This is a genomic window from Methylobacterium sp. 142-1Y, from assembly GCF_057747795.1.
On the sequence record NZ_CM173224.1, the window covers coordinates 4,277,724 to 4,296,505 of the forward strand.

Below are 18,782 nucleotides of genomic sequence, written 5' to 3' on the forward strand. Positions count from 1 at the left end.
TGGCGTCTCTGGAAACGATCCGTGCGGCAATCATCCTAGAGCAAGTCGGGGGCGGCTGGGTACCCTCCCGGCACGGAATAACTGGCAATATCAACGACCTATCGCACGGTTCGCAGTCGCCGTAAGAGTTGCATGGAGAATCCGCGCCGCAACACGCCGCCGGCTCCCCGTGCGCGAGGGCCGCCGGAGGCGTCGTGCGGCGCGTCACGGCATCGTCGCCGGGAATCCCTATTCCGGACGGAGCCTGCATCGAGGCGGGCGATCGCGGCCGGTGGCGAAGCGGTCGTGGCGAAGCGGTCGTGGCCAAGTGGTCGTGGCCAAGCGGTCCTGGCGAAGCGGCTTTGGCGAAGCGGAGGGGACGGGATGCGGGGGGCGGCATCGGCGGGCGGGAGGAGGGGATGCGGCGCGGCCGTCCGGCGGCTCCGGGCCTCGCTCGCCCTCGCCGTCTCGGGGGTCGCCGCCTGCCTCGCACCCGCCGCCGGGGCGGAGCGCACCCGGCTCGTCGCCTACACGGCCCTCGAGATCGAGCAGCTCGACCCGATCCGGCGGGCGATCGAGGCGGCGGTGCCGGAGGTCGAGATCGCCTGGCTGCGGGCGTCGACCGGCATCGTCACCGACCGCATGCTCGCCGAGCGGGACGCGCCGCAGGCCGACCTCCTCATCGGGATCGCCGCCACCAGCCTGCTGCAGTTCGAGGCGGCCCACCTCCTCGATCCCTACCGCCCCGCCGGCGTCGAGGCGCTGCGGCCGTTCTTCCGCGATCCGACCCCGCCCTACAGCTGGACCGGGATGGACGCCTATCTGGGGGTGATCTGCTTCAACGTCGAGGTCGCGGCCCGGCACCGGATCACCCGCCCGAGCTTCTGGCGCGACCTCCTCGGCCCCGCCTTCGAGGGGCGGATCGTCATGCCGAACCCGGCGGCCTCCGGCACCGGCTATCTCCTCGTCGCGGGCTGGCTGCAGACCCTCGGGGAGGATGCGGGCTGGGCCTACATGGATGCGCTCGACCGGAACGTCGCCGCTTACCTGCCGAGCGGCTCGGCCCCGTGCCGGGAGGCCGCCTCCGGCGCGGTCGCCCTGGGCCTCTCCTTCGACATGCGGGCCGCCGCCGAGAAGGCGGCGGGCGCGCCCATCGACATCGTGGTCCCGGTCGACGGCACCGGCTGGGAGGCGGAAGCCTTCGCGGTCGTCGCCGGACGGCCCCACCTCGCGCTCGCCCGGCGGGTGGCGGACTGGGCGGCGAGCCGGGAGGCCAACGCGCTCTATGCCCGCAGCTTCGCCATCGTGGCCTATCCGGGCGTCTCCAGTCCGGGCCCGCACTACCCGCCCCATGCCGAGGCGCGGATGATCCGCAACGACCTCGACTGGATGGCCCGCAACCGGCCCCGCATCCTGGCCGAGTGGCGCCGCCGCTACGGCGCCAAGGTCCGCGAGCGCTGACGCGAATCCCGGCAATCCGGCCCGGCCGTCCGTTCCGGCCACCTTTCTTTTTCCATCCTGCGGTAGCAGACCCCCCGGGCAGCCGATCGCCCGCGCGGGACCCCTCCCGCCCGAGACGCGGCCGGATTGCGGGCAGGGGACCGGATGTATCACGCGGGCAAGGACGGCTGGCTCTTCCTCACCGGGGGCACCAACGAGGTCGCGGACCAGTACCGGCGGATCCGCCCGATGGACCGGGTCCTGCGCCAGTGGCGCCGGCAGATCCTGCGGCGCATCCGGCGCGGCCAGAGCTTCGGCGCCCGCTACCTGCACCTCGTGGTGCCCGAGAAGCTCAGCGTCTACGAGGACCGCTTCGACGGCCTGACCCTCGACCCGCGCCTCGCGCCGTCCCGCCGCCTCGGCACCCTGATGCGCTGGTCCTGGCCGGGGCGCCGGGCCTGGATCGACCTCCTCGGGCCGATGCGCGCGCGGCGCAACGAGCGCGACCTGCATTACCGCACCGACACGCACTGGAACATCCACGGCTGCCTGCTCGCCTACCGGCTGGTCTGCCGGGCCTGCGGGGCGAGCCCGCGCACCGATTTCCTGGACCGGCCGTTCCACGAATTCGAGGCCGTGCTCGACATCGGCAACAAGCTCGACGCGCCGCCCCTCGAGACCGTGCGCAACTACCAGCTCTTCCGCGATGCCGAGCGGGTCGGGGGCGGCCGCCTGATCGACGCCTACACGGCCGCCGGCCGCCTCGGCGAGCTGCATGGCGGCGCCCATGCGGTCTACCGCAACCGTTCCCCCGACGCCGATCCGCGCATCCTGGTGCTGTTCGGCGATTCCTGCGCCAACTTCGCCCCCAACGGATTGACCGCGATGCTGGCCGAGACCTTCCGCGAGGTCCACTTCATCTGGTCGTCGAACATCGACTGGGGCTATGTCGAGCGCATCCTGCCCGACATCGTGCTGTGCGAACAGGTCGAGCGTTTCCTGCCGCGGGTGCCGGAGGACGATTTCGACCTCGCGTCCTACGAGGCGGAGCGGCTGGCGGCGTTGGGGGTGGCGTCGTAGGGCCACGGCGAACCGAAGAAACTTGACTGGGCCTGCCTTCGCCGCCTGTACGCGCCCTGCATGGCGCACCAATATGGATGCTGCCTGGACATGAGCCGCATTCGAGTGCGCCGCGTCATTCGATCGGAGATGCTGAGACGGGAAGGACCATGGACGCAAGAGAAGCCATCGCAACCGCGAAGCGCTGGATCGCAGACGTCCATGCCGACGAGGATCTGCGCCACGTCGGCTTGGAAGAAGTCAGGAAGACGGACGATGCCTGGCGCATCACGATCGGCTTCTCGCGTCCGTGGGACGAGCCATGGGTCGGGTCCGGTGCCTCGGTGCGGGATCGCGTTCTGGGTCGAACCTACAAGGTCGTGACGATCGATGATCGGACCGGGGATGTGCTCTCTTCGGAGATTCGCGAGCCTGCCCATTGAAGGCTGCGCTCACCATTCTCGATACCAACCTCATGGTGCTGCTGATCGTCGGTTTGGCGTCGCAGGATTACATCCTGCGACATAAGCGGACGCAAACCTACACGGTTGAGGATTTCTTGTTGCTGCAAGATACCCTGGCTGGAACACCGTCTGTCGTGACCATTCCACACGTCCTCGCCGAGACCTCCAACCTCGTCCGTCAATTCGCCGAGCCGGGTCGCAGCCGCATCTGTGCAGTCTTGCAGAATTTTGTTTTTGATTGCATCGAGACGACAGTCGCGAGTGGTGCGGCCGCGCGTCGACCTGAGTTTCGCCTCCTCGGGCTGACCGACGCGGCTCTTCTCGAGGTGCAGTACGAAACGTCGGTCCTGCTGACCGACGACCTCGATCTCTATGTGGCGAGCGTGAGCGCCGGCCGGCAGGCCGTCAATTTCTCCCATCTGCGTGTTCGCTGACTCGTCCCGGCTCCGCACTCCGCCTTGACGAAAAACTGGCATATGCCACTAATAGCCCCGTGCCGGACCCGCCGGCCACTCTGACTCGCGAGGAGCGCTGCCCGATGGATGCGCGCACCCACCGCCTGCTCCATGCCCCGATCGGCCCGACGCTCCTGCGCCTCGCCGTGCCGAACGTCGTCGTCATGCTGGTCCAGGCCCTGGTCGGGCTGATCGAAACCGCCTTCGTCGCAGGGCTCGGCACCGATGCCCTCGCCGGCATGGCGCTGGTCTTTCCCGTGCTGATGCTGGTGCAGATGATCTCGGCCGGCGCCATGGGCGGCGGCATCCTGTCGGCGGTGGCCCGCAGCCTCGGGGCCGGCCGGCGCGCGGAGGCCGACCGGCTGCCGTGGTACGCCGCCGCCATCGGCCTCATCCTCGGCCTGCTCACCACCGGGCTCGAACTCGCCTTCGGGCCGGCGCTCTACCGGGCGATGGGGGGCGAGGGCGCCTCGCTCCAGGCGGCCACGACCTATGGCGGCGTGGTGTTCTGCGGTGCGGCGCTGGTCTGGCTGTTCAACGCGCTCGCCGCCGTGATCCGCGGCACCGGCAACATGACGCTGCCGGCGCTCGTCATCAGCGTCGGCGCCGCCGTGCTGGTACCGCTCTCGCCGGCCCTGATCTACGGATTCGGGCCGATTCCCGGTCTCGGCATCGTCGGCGGCGGCGTCGCGGTGCTGGCCTACTACGCCGCCGGCACGGCGGTGTTCGCCCATCATCTCTGGGCCGGACGCGGCCTGTTGCGGCCCGGCTCCCGCCCGCCTCGCCTCGCCTGGGCACCGTTGCGCGACATCCTGCGGATCGGGGCCGTCTCGTCGATCGTCAGCGCCACCACCAACATCACCATCGCCGTCGCCACCGCCTTCGCCGGGGAGGCCGGCCCGGCGGCGGTGGCGGGCTACGGCACGGGAGCGCGGCTCGAATACCTGCTGGTGCCCCTCGTCTTCGGCCTCGGCGCGCCGATCGGCGCGATGGTCGGCACCTGCATCGGCGCCGGCGACCGGGCCCGTGCCCTGCGGGTGGCCTGGACCGGCGCGGCGATCGCGGGCGGGCTGACGGAGGCGATCGGGCTTGCCGCCGCCCTCTGGCCGCTGCCGTTCCTCAGGATTTTCGGCCACGATCCGCAGATGCTCACCGTCGGCAGCCGCTATCTCCACCTCGTCGGCCCGTTCTACGGATTCGCCGGAATCGGGCTCGCCCTCTACTTCGCCTCGCAAGGGGCCGGCCGGGTCGGATGGCCGCTGGTGGCGGGGATCGCCCGCATGGCGGTCTCGATCGGCGGCGGTGTCCTGGCGCTCCGGCTCGGCCTCGGTCTCGACGGGGTCTTCCTGGCGCTCGGCCTCGGTCTTGCCGCGCTCGGGCTCGTCAATGCCGGCGCGGTCGCCGCCGGGGTGTGGTTTCGCGGGGAGCGGGCGGCGGTGCCGGCCCTCGTGGCAGCGGGAGGGGAATAGGCGATGGGGAATCGGCGATGACGCGGGACCTGTATCTCGAGGATCTGGCGCCGGGCCAGGTCTACGGCTCGGGCGCGGCGACGGTGACCGAGGCCGACATCGTCCGCTTCGCGACCGAGTTCGACCCGCAGCCCTTCCACCTCGATGCCGGGCAGGCCGCATCGACCTTCTTCGGCGGCCTCGCGGCGAGCGGCTGGCACACCGCCGCGCTCACCATGCAGCTTCTCGTCGGCAGCGAGTTGCGGCTGGCCGGCGGGATCATCGGGGCGGGCATGGACGAGCTGCGCTGGCCCAAGCCCCTGCGACCCGGCGACACGATCCGGCTCACGAGCGAGGTGATCGAGCTGCGTCCCTCCCGCTCCCGGCCGAGCCAGGGCCTCGCGAAGGTGCGCACCACCACGCTGAACCAGCATGGCGAGCCGGTGCAGGTGCTGGTGGCCAACCTGCTGGTGGTGCGGCGGCCGGAGGGGTGATGGGTTGCGCGACTGACGCAGCATCCTATCCTCGACCTCATCCTGAGGCGTCAGTCGATCGAAGATCGACTGACCTCGAAGGAGGGCTCCAGGGATCGCAGAGACTTCCGGAGCCGTCCTTCGAGGCCGCTCCGCGGCACCTCAGGACTAGGTGAGAGGGTGGGATAACCCGTCGAATGGCCGAGCAGGCCTTTCCTCCTGTGCCCCACGCACCCGCGCCGGATTCCCCACCGCCACACCCCCCGCCGGCACGTCCCGGGTCACCACGCTGCCCGCCCCGATGATCGCATCGTCGCCGATCGTCACCCCCGGCAGAATCATCGCCCCGCCGCCGATCCAGACATTGGCCCCGATCACGACCGGCCGGCCGAATTCCAGCATCTGCCGCCGCTCGGCCGGATCGCGCGGGTGGTCGGCGGTGAGGATCTGCACGCCCGGCCCGATCTGCGTCATGTCGCCGATCGTCACCTGCACCACGTCGAGGATGCAGCAGTTGAAGTTGAGGAAGACGCCGCGGCCGAGGCTGATGTTGTAGCCGTAATCGCACCAGAACGGCGGCCGGATGTTGCAGCCCTCACCCACCTGCGCGAAGGCCTCCGCCATCAGCGCCTGCCGCTCCGGCTGGCTCAAGCTGTTGCCGGCGTTGTAGCGGTCCATCCACGCCGAGATGCGCCGGTTGTCGGCGATCAGCTCCGGATCGTCGGCGATGTAGAGCTCGCCGGCGAGCATTTTTTGCTTCTGGCCCGTCATGGTTCCTCGCTGTCGGCTGGCCTTCGATCGCGATACGTACATATGTACACACCCTGGCCGAAAGCCAACCCGCCCCCCAGACGAGCCTGCCCGCCGTGACCCGCCGCTACGATCCGGAACGCCGCACCCGCATCCTCCGGGCGGCCCTCGACACGATCGCCGAGCACGGTGTCGCCGGCACGACCCACCGGCGGATCGCCGCCGCCGCCGACGTGCCGCTCGGCTCGATGACCTACCATTTCGCGGGCCTCGACGACCTCCTGACCGAGGCCTTCACCCTGCTCGCCGACACGGTGTCGGCCCGGTTCACCGAGCGGCTGGCCGCGGCGGTGACCCGCGCCGAGGCCTGCGAGGCGGTGGTGGACCTCGTCGTCGACGATGATTGGGCGACGCCCCGCAACCTGCTCCTGAGCTACGAGCTCTACGCCTATGCCGCCCGGGTGCCCGCCCTGCGCAGCGTGATGCAGGAATGGATGGGCAAGAGCCGGGCGGCCCTGGAGCAGCACTTCTCGCCCGAGACGGCGCGGGCCCTCGACGCGATGATTGAGGGCCTGTCGATCCACCGCTCGGTCGATCGGGCGCCGGCGGACCGGGACGAGGTCCGGGGTATCGTCGCCCGCCTGACCGGAACGGCGCTCCCGCTTCCTCGACAGGCCGGAACTTGAAAAGCCGGAACCCGCCCCGCATATCCGCCCGCGACGATTTGTTCCCAATCGGAGAACCACCACGTGAGCGAAACTGTGGAGCGGCATTCGTTCGGCGCCGAGGTCGGGCGCCTTCTGGACCTCGTGGTCCACGCCCTCTACTCCGAGCGCGAGATCTTTCTCCGCGAACTCGTCGCCAACGCCGCCGATGCGGTCGACCGGCGCCGGTTCGGGGCGCTGACCGAGCCCGCCCTGGCGCTGCCGGCCGACGCCAAGGTCCGGATCACCCCCGACAAGGCCGCCCGGACCTTGACCCTGTCGGATCCCGGCATCGGCATGGGGAAGGACGAGCTGGCGCAGAATCTCGGCACCATCGCGCGCTCCGGCACCCGGGCCTTCAGCCAGTCGCTGGCCGATGCCAAGCCCGAGGAGCGCCCGAGCCTGATCGGCCAGTTCGGCGTCGGCTTCTACTCCGCCTTCATGGTCGCCGACCGGGTCGAGGTCACCTCGCGCAAGGCCGGCTCGGACGAGGCCTGGACCTGGGCCTCGGAGGGGCAGGGCGAATACACCCTGGCGCCCGCGACCCGCTCGGAGCCCGGAACCGACATCGTGCTCCACATGAAGGCCGATGCCGAGGAATACCTCGAGCCGATCCGCCTCGAGACCATCCTGCGCAAATGGGCCGACCACATCACCGTGCCGGTGACGCTGGTGCGCGACGGCGAGGAGGTGCCCTCGACCAAGGGCACGGCCTTGTGGCGCAAGCCCAAGTCGGAGGTGAGCGAGGAGGACTACACCGAGTTCTACCGCCAGATCGCGCACGCCTTCGACAAGCCCTGGGCGACCCTGCACTGGCGCGCGGAAGGCCAGCTCGAATTCACCGCGCTCCTGTTCGTGCCGGGCATGAAGCCCTTCATGGCGGTCGAGGAGCAGCGCGACAGCAAGGTGCGCCTGCATGTGCGCCGGATGTTCATCACCGACGAGGCCGGGCTGCTGCCGTCCTGGCTGCGCTTCGTCCAGGGTGTCGTCGATACCGAGGACCTGCCGCTCAACGTCTCGCGCGAGATGCTGCAGGCGACCCCCGTGCTCGCCCGCATCCGCCGCGCGGTGACCGCCAAGGTCCTCTCGGAGCTGAAGACCCGCGCCAAGGACGCTGAGTCCTACGCCACCTTCTGGCAGGCCTTCGGGCCGGTGCTGAAGGAGGGTCTGTGGGAGGATGCCGAGCACCGTCAGGACATCGCCAACCTTCTGCGCTTCCACTCCTCGACCCAGGAGGGCTGGACCTCGCTCTCCGACTACGTCGCGCGCATGAAGCCGAACCAAGAGGCGATCTACATCCTGGTCGGCGACGACGTGGACGCGCTGAAGCGCTCGGCTCAGATCGAGGGTTTTTCGGCCCGCGGCCTCGAAGTGCTGCTGCTCTCCGACCACGTCGATGCGTTCTGGCCCGAGCGGATGGACGCCTACGAGGGCAAGCCGATCCGCAGCATCACGCAGGGCGGCGACGACCTCTCGGCCTTCGAGCCGGAGGTCGCCGAGGGCGACACCCCGGCCGACCTCGCGGACCTGCTGCCGAAGCTGAAGGAGGCGCTGAAGGACGACGTCTCGGACGTGAAGGCGAGCCAGCGCCTCGTCGACAGCGCGGTGCTGCTCTCGGCTCCGGCCTTCGGGCCCGACCTGCAGATGCAGCGCCTGCTGCGCCGCGCCGGCCGCGGCATGGGTGGCGGCCAGCCGGTGCTGGAGCTGAACCCGCGCCATCCGCTGATCCGCCGCATCGCCGAGCGTGCGGCGTCTGGCGAGGATGTCGGGGAGGCGGCCCAGACGCTGGTCGATCTCGCCCATGTCCAGGGCGGCGACCCGCCGCGCGACCCCGTCGCCTTCGCCCGCCGGGTGGCGTCGGCTTTGGCGCAGGGGTGAGGGGCGGCTTGGCCGCCTGATCAGTGTTGAGGTGCGGGAGCGATAGCCTCCGCGCCAGAACCCTCCCCCCTCTGCGGGGGAGGGTGCCCGGCGGAGCTGGGCGGGAGAGGGGAACCACGCTTCCAGATGAGGCGGACCCGATCTGAAGGTCGCCCTCTGGATGAGCGTCGCGCTGCCCCTCTCCCGGCCCCTGCTGACGCAGGGTCCACCCTCCCCCGCAGAGGGGGGAGAGTTGGGCGTGGCGCGTCTTCAAGCCCGGACAGCCCCGCGGGAAAGGGGCCTATCGGCGGAGAACCGACGCCGCCGCGGAGCCGGTCACGCCCCCCGCACCATCGCCCCGACCGTCTCCAGGCTCTGCAGCTTCTTGATCGGCCCGATCGCCGCGAGGGTCGGCGCGCCGGCGATCAGCGCGCGGCCTGCCGCCCGTACGTCGTCGGGGGTGACGGCATCGACCTTGGCGATCACCTCGGCGGCCGGGATCACCCGACCCCAGGCGAGGAGCTGGCGCGCCGTGCGCTCGATGCGCCCGCCCGGCGTCTCCAGCGCCGAGAGCAACGCCACCTTGAGCTGGGCCTTGGCCCGGGCGAGTTCGGCCGTGTCCACGGTCTCCGCCGCCTCGCGCAGGCAGCCGAGCGTCACTTCGACGAGGCCCGGCAGGTCGCTGCCGGCGGTGCCGGCGCCGATGCCGAACAGGCCGCAATCGCTGAACGGCCAGTGGAAGGCGTGGATCTCGTAGGCCAGCCCCCGGGTCTCGCGCACCTCGTGCCAGAGCCGCGAGGTCAGCCCGCCGCCGAGCACCTGCGCGAAGAGATGCGTGGCGTAATAGGACTCGTCCCGGAAGGACAGGCCGGGCAGGCCGAGCACCAGGTTGGCCTGTTCGAGCTTGCGCGGCATCCGCCGCTCGCCGCCGCGATACCGGCCCGGCACCGCCTCCGGCGTGTCGCCGGCCGGCATGGCGCCGAAATGCTTGTGCGCCGCCGCCACGATGGCGTCGTGCTCCACGGCGCCGGCGGCGGCCAGCACCATCCGGCCCGGCGTGTATTCGCGGGCGAGATAGGCCTCGATCGCCGCACGGTCGAAGCTCTTGATCGTCTCCGGGCGCCCGAGGATCGGCCGGCCGATCGGCTGGTCGGGGAAGGCGGCCTCCGTGAAGGCGTCGTAGACCACGTCGTCCGGGGTGTCCTCGACGGCGGCGTATTCCTGGAGGATCACGCCCTTCTCGCGGGCCAGTTCCCCGGCCTCGAAGACCGAGCGGGTCAGGATGTCGCCGAGCACGTCGAGGGCGACCTCGGCATCCTCGCCGAGCACCCGGGCGGTGTAGCTGGTCTGCTCGACGCTGGTGGCGGCGTTGATCTCGCCGCCGACATTCTCGATGTCCTCGGCGATCCGGCGGGCCGAGCGCGTCGCCGTGCCCTTGAACGCCATGTGCTCGATCAGGTGGCTGAGCCCGTGCTCCTGCGGCCGCTCGTTGCGCGAGCCCGCTCCGACCCAGACCCCGAGGGTCGCGGTGGCGAGACCCGGCATCGCCTCGGTGACGACGGTGAGGCCGTTGGGCAGGCGGGTGATCTTGAGGTCCGGCGAGGCGCCGAGCGTCGCGAAATGCTGGTTCATGCGGCGGTCCCGTTCATGCGGCGCTCTTCAGGATGCGGGCGCGCTCGCGGATCGCCCGCTCCACCGCCGCCTCGTCGTTCGGCAGCACCGTGAAGCGCTCGCGCCGCTCCAGCAGGTCGGCGAGGTGCGGCGGCAGGGCCGGGCGCACGCCGGTCGCGGCCTCGACCGCATCCGGGAACTTCGCGGCATGCGCAGTGGCGAGCGCCACCACGGGAGTCGCGGGATCGTCGGCGAGCAGCTTGCGGGCGGCGCGCACGCCGATGGCGCTGTGCGGATCGACGATCTGGCCGGTGCCCCGGTAGATGTCGCGGATCTCGGCGACGACCTCGTCCTCGGGCACCGAAGCCGCGTCGAACTCGGCGCGGATGCGCGCCAGCGTCCGCTCGTCGAGCGTGAAGGCGCCCGATTGCTTCAGGCCGGCCATCAGCCGGTTGACGGCGCCGGCATCGCGGTCGAGGCACTCGAACAGCAGGCGCTCGAAGTTCGACGAGACCTGGATGTCCATCGACGGCGAGGTGGTGGGCGCCACGCCCCGCACCTCGTAGGAGCCGGTGGCGAGCGTGCGGGCCAGGATGTCGTTGGCGTTGGTGGCGATCATCAGCCGGCCGACCGGCAGGCCCATGCGCTTGGCGGCCCAGCCGGCCAGGATGTCGCCGAAATTGCCCGTCGGCACCGAGAACGACACCGGGCGGTGCGGGCTGCCCAACGCCACCGCGCTGGTGAAGTAGTAGACCGCCTGCGCGGCGACCCGGGCCCAGTTGATCGAGTTGACGCCCGAGAGCCGCACGTCCTCGGCGAAGCGCGGATGCTGGAACAGCGCCTTCACGATCGCCTGGCAATCGTCGAAGGTGCCCTCGACCGCGAGCGCGTGGATGTTGCCCGCATCGACCGTGGTCATCTGCCGGCGCTGGACCTCGGACACCCGGCCATGGGGGTAGAGGATGAACACGTCGACGTTGTCGAGCCCCCGGAACGCCTCGACGGCGGCGCTGCCGGTATCGCCCGAGGTGGCGCCGACGATGGTGGCGCGGCTGCCTTTGGCCTTCAGCGCGTGGTCCATCAGCCGGCCGAGCAACTGCATCGCCACGTCCTTGAAGGCGAGGGTCGGGCCGTGATGCAGTTCGAGCAGGAAGAGGTTGTCGCCGAGCTGGGTCAGCGGGCAGACCGCCGGATGCCGGAAGGTGGCGTAGGATTCGTCGATCATCCGGCCGAAATCGCCGGCCTCGATCTCGCCGTCGACCAGCGGCGACAGTACGGTCTTCGCCGCTTCCGCATAGGGCCGCCCGGCGAGACCCGCGATGGTCTCACGGGAGATCTGCGGCCACTCTTGCGGGATGTACAGGCCGCCGTCGCGGGCAAGCCCCGCCAGCAGCGCGTCGGTGAAGGTCAGCGGAGCGGCGCTGCCGCGGGTCGAGACATGAAGCACGGTGATCGGTCCTGAGGCTGGCGCAGGCCGTACACGAAACCGCGGGGCGCGTCAGCCCTCAGGTCAGACGCTCGCACCCGGCGCCTTGCGCAGGCGGCAGCCGGTGATCCGCCATGCCCCGTCCCCGTCGCGCTCCAGGGTGTAGAGCGCCTCCCAGTCGGTGCCGTCCTGGTCTTGGATCCGCACGCCCTGCGCCAGGCTCCCGTCGGGCAGGGCCTCGTCGGTGCCGAACTCGAAGCGGCGGTTGCGGTACACCGCCGCGTAACCCTGCCGGACCATGCCGATGAAGGTCTCGGGGTTGCCGAAGATCGACCGGATGGCGGGCGCCGCCTCGGCATAGGCGCCGGCCGCGTCGTCGTGCCGGAAGGCCTCCTGCTGGCGAAGGATCACCGCCCGGGCCGCCTCCCGGTCGCTGCCTGCGGCGAGGGCACCCTGGCCGACGGCGAGCAGGGTCATCAGGGCGACGAGGGTGCGCATGGCCGGGCCCTCCTGGGGGGCTGATCGGGATAACGCAGCGTAGCAGGCCGATGCCGTGCACACAACTTGTCCTCGTCCGAGCCTTTTGGGAATGGCGGATGGTCGCGGAGGGAAGGGGCCGGTGCCTGATCATCAGCGTCTCGGTTCCCGTAGAGGCCGAATCTCCTACACGCTCACCTCATCCTGAGGTGTTAGTCGATCGAAGATCGACTGACCTCGAAGGAGGGCTCCAGAAATCTCCGCGATCTCTGGAGCTCTCCTTCGAGGCTCCCTACGGTCGAATGCGATCTCCGATCGCCAGCACCTCAGGATGAGGTCGTGGATGGAGGAGACGATCTCGAGGGTTTCGCGCCAGTGTCGCTGACTGTTGTAAACTCTGTCGAGCGACGACGCGCGCCTACACCCCGCTCGCCTTCCGCCCCAGCTCCACCACCCGCAGGTTGTTGGTCGTCCCGGCCCGGCCGAACGGGATGCCGGCGACCGCCACCACCAGGTCCGGGGCCTGCGCGAAACCTTCCTGGGCGGCGACCTCGGCGGCGCGGTCGACCATCGCCTCGTAGGACTCGATCTCGGGCCCGAGCACCGAATGGGCGCCCCAATACAGGCTGAGGCGGCGCGACACCGCCGTGTCGGACGTCGCCGCGAGGATCGGCACGTTGGGGCGCTTGCGGGCGATGCGGGCGGCGGTGGTGCCGCTCGACGTGAAGGCGACGATCGCCGCCGCCTCGATCGCGTCGGCGAGCGCCGCCGCGGCGGCCGCCACCGCGTGGGGCGGGCTGTCCTCGACCTCCGGCTCGCTCGCCGCGACGAGCGAGCGGTAGAGCCGGTGCTGCTCGGTGCGGCGGATGATCCGGTCCATGATCGAGACCGCCTCGATCGGGTATTTCCCCGCCGCCGATTCGGCCGAGAGCATCACCGCGTCGGCGCCGTCATAGACCGCCGTTGCCACGTCGGAGGCCTCGGCCCGGGTGGGGGAGGGCGCCGACACCATCGATTCGAGCATCTGGGTCGCCACGATCACCGGCTTCACCGCCCGGCGGCAGGCCCGCACCAGTTCCTTCTGGCGCCCCGGCACGTCCTCGGGCGGCAATTCCACGCCGAGATCGCCGCGGGCCACCATCACGCCATCGGCGATGCGGATGATGTCCTCGATGTGGTCGAGCGCCGAGGGTTTTTCGATCTTGGCGATCAGCCCGGCCCGGCCGGCGATCAGACCGCGGGCCTCCATCACGTCGGAGGGGGTCTGGACGAAGGAGAGCGCGACCCAGTCCACCCCGAGATCGAGCCCGAAGGCGAGGTCGCGCCGGTCCTTCTCGGTGAGCGGCGACAGGGCCAGCACCGTGCCGGGCAGGTTGACGCCCTTGCGGTCGGAGATCGGCCCCCCCGTCACCACGTCGGCGTCGATCGCCGCGTCGTCGACGCCGACCACCCGCACCCGGACCCGGCCGTCGTCGATGAGCAGCTCCTGCCCCGGCGCCACCGCGGCGAAGATCTCGGGGTGGGGCAGGGGGATCGCATCCGGGCCGCCCTCCCGGCCCTCGCGCACGAAGCGGATCCGGTCGCCGGTGGCGAGATCCGCCCGGCCGCCGCGCAGGGTGCCGATGCGGATCTTCGGCCCCTGGAGATCCTGGAGGATGCCGATCGGCCGGCCGGTCTCCTGCTCCAGGGCGCGGATGGCGGCATGGACCTTGGCGTGGTCGTCGTGGGTGCCGTGCGAGAAGTTGAGCCGGAAGGTGTCGACCCCGGCGAGGAACAGGGCCTTGAGCCGCTCCGGCGTGTTGCTGGCCGGGCCGACGGTGGCGACGATCTTGGCGTGGCGGTGGCGGCGCATGGCAATCGCTCCTTGCTCTCGTTCGGATCAGGGCCCGATGGTCAGGGCTTGGTGCGGCGGTAGAGGTTGTTGAAGGTCACGTTCATCCCGCCGCAGGCATTGTTGTCCTCGGCGAGCAGGTAAGGAGGCAGCAGCCTCAATCGCAGGCGGCAATCGCCGGAATCGCCGGCCGAGAAGGGCAGCGTGCCCTTGTCCCCCATGGTGAAGGCGAGGTCCGCGCCCTTCGGCGCCGTCTCGCCCTCGACCTCTCCGATATTCACCGCGCCGCGGCGCACGCGGTCGGGATCGAGGGCGCCGTAGGTGGCGTCGCCCTTGATCGCGAGGGTGCCGGGGGTCTTGCCCGGCCGGATCACCACGGTCTGTTCCGGTGCGGTCCAGGTGCCGGTCCAGTCCTTCAGGGACGGGGCGGGGGAGACGGGCGCCGGAGCGACCGCGTCGTCGGCCACCCAGCCGGAACGGGTCGCGCCGGTCTTTCCGACATAGGTGGCGCAGACGAAGCCCGGCAGGGTGGCGCCGAGGATCACGGTGTTGCCCGGCACCAGGAAGGCCTTCTCGCGGCAGGCCGGATCGGGGCCGGGACAGCCTCTGCGCCCGGTGGTGCCCTTGACGAACGGCACCCGGGCCTCGGCCTCCTTGATCGTGCCGAGGCGCGGTCCCGCGCCGGCGCCGAGCGCGCCGTAATCGGTGCAATCCCCGTCGGCGGCGAGCGCCGCCCTCGATCCCGCGAGCCAGGCTAGCACGAGCGACCCGACACCCCACCGCGCCCCACCCCGCATCCGCGAAACCCTCGCTCGTCGCGACATCGCCGCGGAAGCTAGGGCATCTTGGACCAAAGGAGCACCCGTCGGCGCTCAAATCGCATCGCTTGCCGCAGCGCGACGCCCTTGACGCCGGTTATGCTGCAACGCACCCTATCCCTCGGAAACTGTTCGGTGACGATACAGAGGGGGATGATCGACGGCCATGCTGTTCCAGCCGCCCGTCTTCGAGACGATCTTCCGCACCCCCGTCGAGCATCGTCTGGTGATCCGGGGCTCGCGCAGCCGCGGCGCCCCGCTGGACGGCGTGCGCTGGTACCACGACGAGTTCGACGCCACCGGAGCCCTGGTCGCCCGCTACGAGACCTACGACGAGGCCGACGAAGCCGGGCAGGACCGCTGCGGCTGGCGCCGCTACGACGCCGCCGGCCGGCTCGTCGCCCGGCACGAGGTGGCGATGCGCTGGTCGGCCCTCGTCGTCCTGAAGCAGTCGCGCCGGGCGGCCGAGGTCGCGCTGCAACGGGTCGGCGCGCCCGCGCCGCTTCCCCGCCGGGCCTGGCGGCCCGATCGCGTCTCCGCCGCCTGATCCGGAGCCCGTTCGAGCGGTCGCGTCGATCGATTCGGGCACACAGGCCGATCCCTCTCGGCGTCATGACCCGCCACGTCGCGCCGCCCGCACCGGCGGAGGCTGAGCGGACCTGCGTTGGCTTGCCAACGCAAGTCCGCTTAGGTTCTTGTTTCGTCCCAGATTTTTGGCGCCGAACCGGCCACCGCTTCGGCGAAATCTGCCGAGGCCGATCGTGCGCCATCCGCGGTCGGATGGGCCCTTCGCGGCCGCTCAGAATCGGCCTAAAGTCCTGCCCCGAGTCGGCCCGCACCAGAACGGGCCGGCCATCGGAGGAGGCAGCCATGCACGAAGTGGTGCGCATCACGGTGCGGCCCGACGGCCGCTACACGCTCTATCGCGGCGAGACGCCGCTGATCTTCGGCCTGACCCGCGAGATGGCCTTCAGCCTGGCCGAGAGCTGCGGCGTCGTCATCGAGCGCGCCTACAGCATCAATTAGAGATTACGCCTCGCCGCTGGTGCGAAGGCGGGGCCAGACGAGGTCGGCGGCGAGCGACGCCGCCGTGCCGCAGCCGCAGCCGAACACCTTGACCAGAAAATCCGCGACGCGACCGTGCCGGGTCGCCTCGAGCAGCTGGAACGCCTCCAGGGCGCCCGCCGCCGCCACGACCAGCACCAGCACCCGCCAGCGGTGGCGCGGATAGCCGAGGGCGAACAGGAAGGCCAGCACCGCGAAGGCGCCGGCCCGCTCGATCGAGACCGGCAGGGCGCTCACCGGCCGGTAGCCGATCGGCACCACGGTCGCCGCCGTGATGGCGGCCAGGATCAGCCAGCCGAGAATGCGCGACGCTCTGGACATGCGAGGGGAGACCCGTGCGGGCATCGACAAGGACGCGGAGGGTGCGGTGCCAGAACACGGCGCGCTCCGCAATCCTGGCCCGAAAGGTTTACGATTCCCTTCGAGCCGGCTGCGTCACCGTGACCGCGATCAGGCGAGGCCCGGCACCACCAGGGCGCCCTCGGCCGCCCCGCTGCCGTCCGAAAACACCACCCGGCCGCCTTCGAGGCGGGCCCGCCCGCTCGCCACCAGGGCGAGCGCCGCGGGGTAGATCCGGTGCTCCTGCACCAGGATCCGGGCGCTCAAGGAATCTTCGTCGTCCTCCGGCAGCACCGGCACGACGGCCTGGGCGACGATCGGGCCGGCATCGAGTTCGGGCACCACGAAATGCACCGTGCAGCCATGCACCCGCACGCCGGCCTCCAGCGCCTGGGCATGGGTGTGGGTGCCGCGGAACAGGGGCAGCAGGGAGGGGTGGATGTTGAGCATCCGCCCGGCCCACGATTCGACGAACCAGGGCGTCAGCACCCGCATGAAGCCGGCGAGCACCAGAAGCTCGACGCCGTGCCGGCGTAGCTCCGCGTCGAGCGCCCGTTCGAAGGCGGCCCGGTCTGAAAAGGCGCGGTGATCGACCGCCGCGGTGGCGAGCCCGGCCTGCGCCGCGCGGGTAAGACCGGGTGCGTCCGGCCGGTTCGAGGCGACGAGCCCGATCTCGGCCGGGTAGTCCGGTGCCTGCGCGGCCTCGATCAGCGACACCATGTTGGAGCCGCGGCCCGAGATGAGGATCGCGATCCGGGCGCGCGCGCTCATAGGGCGAGCGTGCCGGAGAAGGTCACGGGCGCCTCGCCCCGCGGGGTGATCTGCCCCAGCCGCACCGGCGCCTCGCCGGCCGCCTGGAGCGCCTGCTCCACCGCTTCGGCCCTGGCCGGATCGACCACCACCACCATGCCGATGCCGCAATTGAAGGTGCGCAGCATCTCGGCCTCGGCGACGTTGCCCTGGCGGGCGAGCCAGCCGAAGACCGGTGGCACCGTCACCGCGTCGAGGTCGATGGCGATGCCGACGCCGTCGGGCAGGACCCGGGGCAGGTTGTCGGGAAATCCGCCGCCGGTGATGTGGGCGAGCGCCTTGATGGCGCCGTGGCCGGTCGCCTTCAGTGCCGCCAGCAGCGGCTTGACGTAGATCCGGGTCGGCTCCAGCAGCGCCTCGCCGAGGCTGACGCCTTCCGCGAAGGGCGCAGGCGCGTCGTAGCCGAGACCTGAGGCCGCCACGATCCGGCGCACCAGCGAGAACCCGTTCGAGTGCACGCCCGAGGAGGGCAGGCCGAGCACCACGTCGCCGGGCGCGATGCCGGCGACCGGCAAGAGCGCCCCGCGCTCGGCGGCGCCGACCGAGAAGCCGGCGAGGTCGTAGTCGGACCCGTCATAGAGCCCCGGCATCTCGGCGGTCTCGCCGCCGATCAGCGCGCACCCGGCCTGGCGGCAGCCCTCGGCGATGCCCTTGACGATGTCGGCGCCCACCCCCGGCACCAGTTTGCCGGTGGCGTAGTAGTCGAGGAAGAACAGGGGCTCGGCGCCCTGGACGATGATGTCGTTGACGCACATCGCCACGAGGTCGATGCCGATCGTGGCGTGGCGCCCGGTCTCGATCGCGATCTTGACCTTGGTGCCGACGCCGTCATTGGCCGCGACCAGGATCGCGTCCTTGAAGCCCGCCGCCTTCAGGTCGAACAGGCCGCCGAAGCCGCCGATCTCCGCGTCCGCTCCCGGCCGGCGGGTCGCCCGCACCAGGGGCTTGATCGCCTCGACCAGGGCGTTGCCGGCATCGATGTCGACGCCGGCCTCCGCGTAGGTCATCCCGTTCTGGCGCTCGCCCGTCGTCATCCCTCGACCCTTCGCCTCGATCCGTCCCATGCTGCGACCGCTCTTAGCCGCTCTTGTGAGGGATCGCGAGTCTTGCCCGCGACCGCGAGGCAGGGCAGCCGGGGAGCCATGTCCTCGGGGAGCCATGTCCTTGCCGCACCTGCCGTTGTCGACGATGCTGCTCCGATCGCTGCCGAACCTGATCACCGCCGCGCGCCTCGCCCTGGTGCCGTTCGTCGTCTGGGGCATCGCCCGCGAGGCCTGGGGCACCGCCTTCCTGCTGTTTGCCGTGGCAGGGCTCTCCGACGGCATCGACGGTGTCCTCGCCCGCCGCTACGGCCTGGCGAGCCGGCTCGGCGCGATCCTCGATCCGCTCGCCGACAAGGCCCTGATGCTCGCCGTGCTGGTGAGCCTGACGCTGGCCGGCCTCGTGCCGCCCTGGTTCCCGGCCGTGCTGGTCGCCCGCGACGCCCTGATCGTCGTCGGCGCCGCCCTCGCCCGCCGCGCCGGCCGCCCGCTGGAGACCCCGCCGCTCGCGATCGGCAAGTTCAACACCGCCGGCCAGATCGCCTTCCTGGCCTGGCTCCTCGGCAGCCGGGCGCTCGGGATCGCGGCGGTGGGGGCTGAGGCGGTTGTGATGCCGGTGCTCGCCGGGCTGTCGGTCGCGTCCGCGGTGGCGCAGGGGCTTGCAGCGTGGCGAGGGGGAGCGGCGACGGGTCGGTGAGCTGGACGCTCCTGCGCCGATTTGTTTCTGGCCTGTTTT

Annotated in this window: 20 protein-coding genes; 11 read left to right on the plus strand and 9 right to left on the minus strand. The window is 71.1% G+C overall.

The window, feature by feature from the left end:
• The first annotated feature begins 363 nt into the window (after positions 1 to 363).
• From AC3AOF_RS19530 to AC3AOF_RS19555, 6 genes are all read left to right on the plus strand, one after another.
• Positions 364 to 1,440, plus strand: coding sequence for an extracellular solute-binding protein (locus AC3AOF_RS19530; RefSeq protein ID WP_488346241.1), 1,077 nt, complete (start codon positions 364 to 366; stop codon positions 1,438 to 1,440).
• A gap of 144 nt (positions 1,441 to 1,584) precedes the next feature.
• The gene (locus tag AC3AOF_RS19535; RefSeq protein WP_488346242.1) at positions 1,585 to 2,499 is read left to right on the plus strand and encodes an alginate O-acetyltransferase AlgX-related protein; all 915 of its coding nucleotides are present in this window, start codon (positions 1,585 to 1,587) and stop codon (positions 2,497 to 2,499) included.
• A 149-nt stretch (positions 2,500 to 2,648) separates the two neighbouring features.
• The gene (locus AC3AOF_RS19540) at positions 2,649 to 2,921 is read left to right on the plus strand and encodes a hypothetical protein (RefSeq protein WP_236989304.1); all 273 of its coding nucleotides are present in this window, start codon (positions 2,649 to 2,651) and stop codon (positions 2,919 to 2,921) included.
• Positions 2,918 to 3,376, plus strand: coding sequence for a PIN domain-containing protein (locus tag AC3AOF_RS19545; protein ID WP_236989303.1), 459 nt, complete (start codon positions 2,918 to 2,920; stop codon positions 3,374 to 3,376). Before AC3AOF_RS19540 ends, AC3AOF_RS19545 begins: the two co-directional genes overlap by 4 nt.
• Positions 3,377 to 3,480: 104 nt before the next feature.
• On the plus strand, positions 3,481 to 4,866 hold the full coding sequence (locus tag AC3AOF_RS19550; RefSeq protein ID WP_236989302.1) for an MATE family efflux transporter: 1,386 nt from the start codon (positions 3,481 to 3,483) through the stop codon (positions 4,864 to 4,866).
• A gap of 17 nt (positions 4,867 to 4,883) precedes the next feature.
• Positions 4,884 to 5,339 carry a MaoC family dehydratase gene (locus tag AC3AOF_RS19555; protein WP_236989301.1) on the plus strand — a complete coding sequence of 152 codons (456 nt, stop codon included), beginning with the start codon at positions 4,884 to 4,886 and terminating at the stop codon, positions 5,337 to 5,339.
• A gap of 147 nt (positions 5,340 to 5,486) precedes the next feature.
• On the opposite strand, the gene AC3AOF_RS19560 is transcribed toward AC3AOF_RS19555, so the two are convergent.
• Positions 5,487 to 6,089, minus strand: a complete 603-nt coding sequence (locus tag AC3AOF_RS19560) for a sugar O-acetyltransferase (protein WP_488346243.1) — start codon at positions 6,087 to 6,089, stop codon at positions 5,487 to 5,489.
• A 95-nt stretch (positions 6,090 to 6,184) separates the two neighbouring features.
• Between AC3AOF_RS19560 and AC3AOF_RS19565 the strand changes: the two genes are divergently transcribed.
• Together AC3AOF_RS19565 and htpG are read left to right on the plus strand one after the other, a co-directional pair.
• A complete protein-coding gene (locus tag AC3AOF_RS19565; RefSeq protein ID WP_488346244.1) occupies positions 6,185 to 6,754 on the plus strand; it encodes a TetR/AcrR family transcriptional regulator in 570 nt (189 codons plus the stop codon).
• A 63-nt stretch (positions 6,755 to 6,817) separates the two neighbouring features.
• Positions 6,818 to 8,650, plus strand: coding sequence for a molecular chaperone HtpG (htpG, locus tag AC3AOF_RS19570; RefSeq protein WP_488346245.1), 1,833 nt, complete (start codon positions 6,818 to 6,820; stop codon positions 8,648 to 8,650).
• A gap of 315 nt (positions 8,651 to 8,965) precedes the next feature.
• Here the strand turns inward: htpG and AC3AOF_RS19575 are convergent, their stop codons facing one another.
• From AC3AOF_RS19575 to AC3AOF_RS19595, 5 genes are all read right to left on the minus strand, one after another.
• Positions 8,966 to 10,261 carry a M16 family metallopeptidase gene (locus AC3AOF_RS19575; RefSeq protein WP_488346246.1) on the minus strand — a complete coding sequence of 432 codons (1,296 nt, stop codon included), beginning with the start codon at positions 10,259 to 10,261 and terminating at the stop codon, positions 8,966 to 8,968.
• A 13-nt stretch (positions 10,262 to 10,274) separates the two neighbouring features.
• Positions 10,275 to 11,687 carry a threonine synthase gene (thrC, locus tag AC3AOF_RS19580; protein WP_488346247.1) on the minus strand — a complete coding sequence of 471 codons (1,413 nt, stop codon included), beginning with the start codon at positions 11,685 to 11,687 and terminating at the stop codon, positions 10,275 to 10,277.
• 63 nt (positions 11,688 to 11,750) lie between these two features.
• Entirely contained in the window at positions 11,751 to 12,164 is a 414-nt protein-coding gene (locus tag AC3AOF_RS19585; RefSeq protein WP_488346248.1) for a DUF4864 domain-containing protein, read from the minus strand.
• 397 nt (positions 12,165 to 12,561) lie between these two features.
• Positions 12,562 to 13,995, minus strand: a complete 1,434-nt coding sequence (gene pyk / locus AC3AOF_RS19590) for a pyruvate kinase (RefSeq protein ID WP_236989294.1) — start codon at positions 13,993 to 13,995, stop codon at positions 12,562 to 12,564.
• Between the two features lie 41 nt (positions 13,996 to 14,036).
• The gene (locus AC3AOF_RS19595; protein WP_488346249.1) at positions 14,037 to 14,735 is read right to left on the minus strand and encodes a hypothetical protein; all 699 of its coding nucleotides are present in this window, start codon (positions 14,733 to 14,735) and stop codon (positions 14,037 to 14,039) included.
• 223 nt (positions 14,736 to 14,958) lie between these two features.
• On the opposite strand from AC3AOF_RS19595, the gene AC3AOF_RS19600 reads away from it, so the two are divergent.
• The gene (locus AC3AOF_RS19600) at positions 14,959 to 15,339 is read left to right on the plus strand and encodes a hypothetical protein (protein ID WP_488346250.1); all 381 of its coding nucleotides are present in this window, start codon (positions 14,959 to 14,961) and stop codon (positions 15,337 to 15,339) included.
• A 323-nt stretch (positions 15,340 to 15,662) separates the two neighbouring features.
• Positions 15,663 to 15,818: a hypothetical protein gene (locus AC3AOF_RS19605; RefSeq protein ID WP_236989291.1), complete on the plus strand. Its 156-nt coding sequence runs from the start codon at positions 15,663 to 15,665 to the stop codon at positions 15,816 to 15,818.
• Between the two features lie 3 nt (positions 15,819 to 15,821).
• On the opposite strand, the gene AC3AOF_RS19610 is transcribed toward AC3AOF_RS19605, so the two are convergent.
• The 3 genes from AC3AOF_RS19610 to purM form a co-directional block, all read right to left on the minus strand.
• On the minus strand, positions 15,822 to 16,178 hold the full coding sequence (locus AC3AOF_RS19610; RefSeq protein WP_236989290.1) for a VanZ family protein: 357 nt from the start codon (positions 16,176 to 16,178) through the stop codon (positions 15,822 to 15,824).
• A gap of 129 nt (positions 16,179 to 16,307) precedes the next feature.
• The gene (gene purN, locus AC3AOF_RS19615) at positions 16,308 to 16,967 is read right to left on the minus strand and encodes a phosphoribosylglycinamide formyltransferase (RefSeq protein WP_488346251.1); all 660 of its coding nucleotides are present in this window, start codon (positions 16,965 to 16,967) and stop codon (positions 16,308 to 16,310) included.
• Positions 16,964 to 18,040, minus strand: a complete 1,077-nt coding sequence (gene purM / locus AC3AOF_RS19620; RefSeq protein ID WP_488346252.1) for a phosphoribosylformylglycinamidine cyclo-ligase — start codon at positions 18,038 to 18,040, stop codon at positions 16,964 to 16,966. Before purM ends, purN begins: the two co-directional genes overlap by 4 nt.
• A 124-nt stretch (positions 18,041 to 18,164) precedes the next feature.
• Between purM and AC3AOF_RS19625 the strand changes: the two genes are divergently transcribed.
• Positions 18,165 to 18,743, plus strand: coding sequence for a CDP-alcohol phosphatidyltransferase family protein (locus AC3AOF_RS19625; RefSeq protein ID WP_236989287.1), 579 nt, complete (start codon positions 18,165 to 18,167; stop codon positions 18,741 to 18,743).
• Positions 18,744 to 18,782: the final 39 nt, after the last annotated feature.